Source organism: Raoultella sp., from assembly GCF_039594335.1.
Lineage (GTDB): Bacteria > Pseudomonadota > Gammaproteobacteria > Enterobacterales > Enterobacteriaceae > Klebsiella.
Window position 1 is genome coordinate 1 of sequence record NZ_JBCNNS010000194.1, and the last position, 5899, is coordinate 5899.

Sequence of the window (5899 nt, forward strand, 5' to 3'; positions counted from 1 at the left end):
CTGCGACGTTCAATAATGCGGTTCATCTGGGTTTTCAACTGCGCGTCAAGTTTGGTCAGACGACCATGCATACTGCTGCTGGCGCCAACCTGTTCGGTAATGATTTTATCCAGCGCCTGACGCCCTTCTTCGACTCGCGAACGCGCGCCGTCATCAATCCATGGCAGGCTGCTGCGCAAGCCGGCCTGATAGTCCTGGGCCTGCTCGCGCTGGGCCGCAGTCAGAGAATACTGTTTTCCGTTATAGGTCAGATTGCCGTCCGGCTTAATCACCAGATCGCCGTTCTCCCCTTTGACCTGCACCTGATGCGGGCTGAGGATCACGTCGTCACGCGGCGTGACGCTACATTGGTAGTCCGCATGCGCGGACAGAGCGGTAACGGACAGCGCCACCGCCAGCAGCGTTTTGCGCATCATAAAACTCCCTTAAGACAAAACGGGTCGGCAATTGCCGACCCTTGTCAAACTTAGTCCCACCAGACGTCAAAAAGTTCGCTGGTGCGCACATCGGTTAGCTGACGATCTTCCAGCCACTTACGCACGATAGCCTGATGCTCTTCGGTACATTTACCGATTTCCTGCAGGCAGATCAGTCCTTCCCAGGAGAGGTAACCGCTGCCGTCAAATGCCAGTTTGTTCGGCTCGATCACTTCTTCAATCAGGTCATTCACGGTGCGATCGATATGCTCTTCAGTGCTCCCTTGCGGAAAACGCCATGCGACGGAAAAACCGATTTCCTGAAACTCGTCGATATGCATTTTTTTACGCAGACGACGGCTACGATTCTTTGCCATTATTTCACCCTCTCGAACATTAAGTCCCATACGCCGTGGCCGAGACGATGGCCACGCTGTTCAAATTTGGTTACCGGACGCGATTCCGGGCGCGGTACATAATCGTTGCTTTCTGACAGGTTACGATACCCTTCAAGCGATGACATCACTTCCAGCATGTGTTCCGCATAGGGCTCCCAGTCGGTCGCCATGTGGAAGACGCCCCCCAGCTTCAGCTTGCTTTTTACCAGCTCGGCAAAAGGCGCCTGTACGATACGGCGTTTATTATGACGCGCTTTATGCCACGGGTCAGGGAAAAACAGCTGCACCATGTTGAGAGAATTATCCGCAATCATGGCGTGGAGCACTTCAACCGCATCGTGACACATCACGCGCAGGTTATGTACGCCCTCTTCTTCGGCGGAGGCCAGACAGGCCCCGACGCCCGGCGAGTGAACTTCGATACCGAGGAAATTCTGCTCAGGTTTCGCTTTCGCCATCGCCACCAGCGAAGCGCCCATGCCAAATCCGATCTCCAGCGTCGTCGGCGCGTTACGGCCAAACAGCGCCGAGAAGTCGAGCGGAGCATCGTTGAACTCAACGCCCATCACCGGCCAAATGTTATCCAGCGCATGCTGCTGACCTTTGGTCAGGCGGCCCTGGCGGCGGACGAAGCTACGAATACGGCGCAGCGGGCGGCCGTTTTCATCGAATTCCGGAGATATGACGTCGTTTTTCATAAAAGTTAGGTCTGCTTGTGAGAGTGTTCGGAAAACGGGCATTATCCAAAGTTACCCGACGGATGCAAGGGTTTACAGCCTGTCGCCCTTATGCTGCAATCTGCCACCCTGATATCGCAATTCCGGAGCTGTAGCTTTGACTTTTCTCGCCGCGCAATTTTCAGCCCAGGTGCTGGACTGGTACGACAAATACGGGCGTAAAACCCTGCCATGGCAAATGGGTAAAACGCCTTACAAAGTATGGCTCTCCGAGGTGATGTTGCAACAAACCCAGGTCGCCACGGTTATTCCCTATTTTGAACGCTTTATGGCGCGCTTCCCGACGGTTATCGATCTGGCCGAGGCGCCGCTGGATGAAGTGCTGCATCTCTGGACCGGCCTGGGCTATTACGCCCGCGCGCGCAATTTACATAAGGCGGCGCAACAGGTGGCGAGCCTGCACGGCGGCGAATTCCCGCAAACCTTTGACGAAGTCGCGGCGCTGCCCGGCGTCGGGCGTTCCACGGCCGGCGCGATTTTATCCCTCTCTCTTGGCAAGCATTACCCCATTCTCGATGGCAACGTGAAGCGCGTGCTGGCCCGCTGCTATGCGGTCAACGGCTGGCCGGGGAAAAAAGAGGTTGAGCAACGATTATGGCAGATCAGCGAAGAGGTCACGCCAGCAAAAGGGGTTGAGCGCTTTAACCAGGCGATGATGGATCTCGGAGCGATAGTCTGCACCCGCTCAAAACCTAAATGCGAACTCTGTCCATTAAGTAACGGCTGCATCGCTTATGCAAACCATACGTGGGCACAATATCCGGGTAAAAAACCGAAGCAGACCATTCCGCAACGGACGGGCTATTTCCTGCTGATGCAGCACGGCAACGAGGTGTTGCTTTCCCAACGTCCACCGGTCGGTCTGTGGGGCGGATTATTCTGTTTTCCGCAGTTTGAAGAGGAGGCCGCGCTCCGCGAATGGCTGGCTCAGCGTGAGATAAAGGATGATAATTTGATGCAGCTGACCGCGTTCCGCCACACTTTCAGCCATTTCCATCTGGATATCGTGCCGATGTGGCTTAACGTAGATTCATCTGGCGCATGCGTGGATGAAGGCAGCGCACTCTGGTATAACTTAGCGCAGCCGCCGTCGGTTGGACTGGCGGCGCCTGTGGAGCGCTTGTTGCAACAGTTGAAGGCCGGGGCTCTTGCATAGCTTTCTGGCGAATAAAGAGGATGACGAATGAGCAGAACGATTTTTTGTACTTTCCTGCAGCGTGAAGCGGATGGCCAGGATTTCCAGCTGTATCCGGGTGAGTTAGGCAAACGCATCTATAACGAGATTTCGAAAGAGGCGTGGGCCCAGTGGCAGCACAAACAAACCATGTTAATCAACGAGCAAAAGCTCAACATGATGAACGTGGAACATCGTAAGCTGCTGGAACAGGAGATGATCCAGTTCCTGTTTGAAGGGAAAGATGTGCACATTGAAGGCTACACGCCGCCTGAAAAAAAGTAAGAGTCCTCTGACTCTTAAGCACAACAAACACAACGCACACTCCCGGAATGATGAAAAAATATTTAGCGCTAGCGCTCATTGCGCCTTTGCTCGTTTCGTGTTCCAGCTCAAATAAAAAGGGCGATGAGTATAACGAAGCCTGGGTTAAGGACACCAACGGCTTCGATATTCTGATGGGCCAGTTCGCCCATAACATCGAAAATATTTGGGGTTATAACGAAGTTCTGCTCGCCGGGCCGAAAGACTACGTTAAGTATACCGATCAGTATCAGACCCGTAGCCACATCAACTTTGATGAGGGCACCATCACCGTCGAGACTATCGCCGGTACCGATCCGACCGGTCGCTTACGCCAGACCATCATTAAGACGCTGCTGATGGGCGACGATCCGGGGTCAATCGACCTCTACTCCGACGCCGATGATATCCAGATTTCGAAAGAGCCTTTCCTTTACGGACAGGTGGTGGATAACCACGGCGATCCGATTCGCTGGGAGTGGCGGGCCTCGCGCTTTGCCGATTATCTGCTGCAAACGCGGCTGAAAAGCCGCAGCAACGGCCTGCGAATGATTTACAGCATCACCATTAATCTGGTACCGAACCACCTCGACAAACGTGCGCATAAGTACATCGGGTACGTTCGCCAGTCGGCGCGCAAGTATGGCGTCGATGAGTCGCTGATTCTGGCGATCATGCAGACCGAATCCTCTTTCAACCCATACGCCGTGAGCCATGCTGATGCGCTGGGTCTGATGCAGGTTGTGCAGCACAGCGCCGGGAAAGATGTCTTCCGTGCGCAGGGGAAATCGGGGCTGCCAAGCCGCAGCTATCTGTTCGATCCGGCGAATAACATTGATACCGGCACAGCCTATCTGGCGATGCTGAATAATGTGTATCTGTCAGGTATCGATAATCCGACCTCGCGCCGCTATGCCGTGATCACCGCTTATAACGGCGGCGCCGGCAGCGTATTACGCGTCTTCTCCAGCGATAAAATCCAGGCGGCCAATATTATCAACAGCATGACACCGGGGGATGTCTATTCCACCCTCACCAGCCGTCACCCGTCGGCGGAATCGCGTCGCTATCTTTATAAGGTGAATACGGCGCAGAAGTCCTATCGCCGGAAATAAGGTTATCTCCTCACCCGCCCCTTTCCAGATGCGAGAGGGGCGGGTTTTCCCGCTTCACCTCCCCCTTCCCATAGGAAAATGTTATTTGCATCACAATCTAATCTGCAAATTAATGGGGATTGCATTTTTTTGCGGAAGGTAACAAAACTTCGCGCCGTTTACTGATAGAATTTCATCAAATTGCAACCATTGATGTAATTATCACAACACATACCCCGCTTACTCGTGAGGAAAATAACATGAACCTTAAGCTGCAGCTTAAAATATTGTCGTTTCTGCAGTTCTGCCTGTGGGGTAGTTGGCTGACTACACTTGGCTCCTATATGTTTGTGACGCTCAAGTTCGATGGTGCGTCTATTGGCGCCGTTTACAGCTCGCTCGGTATTGCGGCGGTTCTGATGCCAACGCTGCTGGGTATCGTGGCGGACAAGTGGATCAGCGCGAAATGGGTGTACGCGCTGTGCCATCTGGTAGGGGCAGGCACGCTGTTTATGGCGGCCCAGGTCACCACGCCTGGGGAGATGTTCTTTGTGATTCTGCTTAACTCGCTGGCCTATATGCCGACGCTGGGCTTAATCAACACGATTTCCTACTATCGCCTGAAATCCGCCGGTCTGGATATTGTGACGGATTTCCCACCGATTCGTATCTGGGGCACCATCGGCTTTATCATGGCGATGTGGGGCGTCAGCTTTGCGGGCTTCGAACTGAGCCACATGCAGCTCTACATCGGGGCAGCGCTCTCCGTGGTCCTCGCGCTGTTCACCCTGACGCTACCGCACATCCCGGTCTCAAATCAGCAGAAAAACCAGAGCTGGAGCAGCATGCTTGGCCTGGACGCCTTTGCCCTGTTCAAAAACAAACGGATGGCGATTTTCTTTATTTTCTCCATGTTGTTAGGCGCAGAACTGCAAATCACCAACATGTTCGGGAATACCTTCCTGCACAGCTTTGATAATAACCCGCTGTTCTCCGGGAGCTTTATCGTTGAGCACGCGTCGGTGATGATGTCGATTTCTCAGATCTCCGAAACTCTGTTCATTCTGACTATCCCGTTCTTCCTTAGCCGCTATGGCATCAAGAACGTGATGATTATCAGTATCTTCGCCTGGATGTTGCGTTTCGGTCTCTTCGCCTATGGCGATCCGACACCGTTCGGTACTGTGCTGCTGGTTCTGTCGATGATTGTTTACGGCTGCGCTTTCGACTTCTTCAACATCTCCGGTTCGGTATTTGTTGAGAAAGAGGTGAGACCTGAAATCCGCGCCAGCGCCCAAGGGATGTTCCTGATGATGACCAACGGCTTTGGTTGTATCCTCGGCGGCGTGGTGAGCGGGAAAGTTGTGGAGATGTATACCACCAACGGCATTACTGACTGGCAGCCTGTCTGGCTGATCTTTGCCGCCTACTCGTTGGTTCTGGCCATTGCCTTCATCGCGCTGTTTAAATACAAACACGTGCGTGTACCGGCCGGCGCGCAGACCAGCGCCGCGCATTAACCGATGGCTCCCTCCTCCTCTCTTCGGGGGGAGGGGCATCAACCACACTTCGCTAAAACCCACGCCACCGACAGCAAATCCGCGCTCCCTCCCGGGCTTAAATGCCGCTTTATCAGCGCCCTGTCCATCTCCAGTAATCGCCGGCGATCCCAGCCGTTTACCAGCAGTGCTTGCGCATAGCTCTGCACATATCGCAGCCCGTGAATACCGCCGCGCGACACCAGATTACTGTCCGGATTCACCGCCATCAGGCGCAG

8 protein-coding genes are annotated in these 5899 nt (G+C 54.0%); 4 read left to right on the forward strand and 4 right to left on the reverse strand.

The window, feature by feature from the left end:
* The 3 genes from ACZAHD_RS20995 to trmB all read right to left on the reverse strand — a co-directional run.
* Positions 1-416: DUF2884 family protein (locus tag ACZAHD_RS20995; RefSeq protein WP_462458482.1), on the reverse strand; the 416-nt coding region annotated here is incomplete at its 3' end.
* A gap of 50 nt (positions 417-466) precedes the next feature.
* Entirely contained in the window at positions 467-793 is a 327-nt protein-coding gene (locus ACZAHD_RS21000; RefSeq protein WP_462458483.1) for a YggL family protein, read from the reverse strand.
* Positions 793-1512, reverse strand: a complete 720-nt coding sequence (gene trmB / locus ACZAHD_RS21005) for a tRNA (guanosine(46)-N7)-methyltransferase TrmB (RefSeq protein ID WP_462458484.1) — start codon at positions 1510-1512, stop codon at positions 793-795. Before trmB ends, ACZAHD_RS21000 begins: the two co-directional genes overlap by 1 nt.
* A gap of 136 nt (positions 1513-1648) precedes the next feature.
* Here trmB and mutY point away from each other — a divergent pair, with 136 nt between their 5' ends.
* The 4 genes from mutY to ACZAHD_RS21025 all read left to right on the forward strand — a co-directional run bounded on the left by mutY (position 1649) and on the right by ACZAHD_RS21025 (position 5642).
* Entirely contained in the window at positions 1649-2707 is a 1059-nt protein-coding gene (mutY, locus tag ACZAHD_RS21010; protein WP_462458485.1) for an A/G-specific adenine glycosylase, read from the forward strand.
* A 27-nt stretch (positions 2708-2734) separates the two neighbouring features.
* Positions 2735-3010, forward strand: a complete 276-nt coding sequence (locus ACZAHD_RS21015) for an oxidative damage protection protein (protein ID WP_004867532.1) — start codon at positions 2735-2737, stop codon at positions 3008-3010.
* 50 nt (positions 3011-3060) lie between these two features.
* Positions 3061-4143 carry a membrane-bound lytic murein transglycosylase MltC gene (mltC, locus tag ACZAHD_RS21020; protein WP_462458486.1) on the forward strand — a complete coding sequence of 361 codons (1083 nt, stop codon included), beginning with the start codon at positions 3061-3063 and terminating at the stop codon, positions 4141-4143.
* 239 nt (positions 4144-4382) lie between these two features.
* Positions 4383-5642 carry a nucleoside permease gene (locus tag ACZAHD_RS21025; protein ID WP_462458487.1) on the forward strand — a complete coding sequence of 420 codons (1260 nt, stop codon included), beginning with the start codon at positions 4383-4385 and terminating at the stop codon, positions 5640-5642.
* Positions 5643-5680: 38 nt separating this feature from the next.
* On the opposite strand, the gene ACZAHD_RS21030 is transcribed toward ACZAHD_RS21025, so the two are convergent.
* A partial coding sequence (locus tag ACZAHD_RS21030; protein WP_462458488.1) for a triphosphoribosyl-dephospho-CoA synthase occupies positions 5681-5899 on the reverse strand: 219 nt, incomplete at its 5' end.

Coding starts and splice junctions, on each gene's coding strand:
- ACZAHD_RS21025 (WP_462458487.1), top strand. CDS start 4,383: ATGAACCTTAAGCTGCAGCTTAAAATATTGTCGTTTCTGCAGTTCTGC.
- trmB (WP_462458484.1), bottom strand. CDS start 1,512: ATGAAAAACGACGTCATATCTCCGGAATTCGATGAAAACGGCCGCCCG.
- mltC (WP_462458486.1), top strand. CDS start 3,061: ATGAAAAAATATTTAGCGCTAGCGCTCATTGCGCCTTTGCTCGTTTCG.
- ACZAHD_RS21000 (WP_462458483.1), bottom strand. CDS start 793: ATGGCAAAGAATCGTAGCCGTCGTCTGCGTAAAAAAATGCATATCGAC.
- ACZAHD_RS21015 (WP_004867532.1), top strand. CDS start 2,735: ATGAGCAGAACGATTTTTTGTACTTTCCTGCAGCGTGAAGCGGATGGC.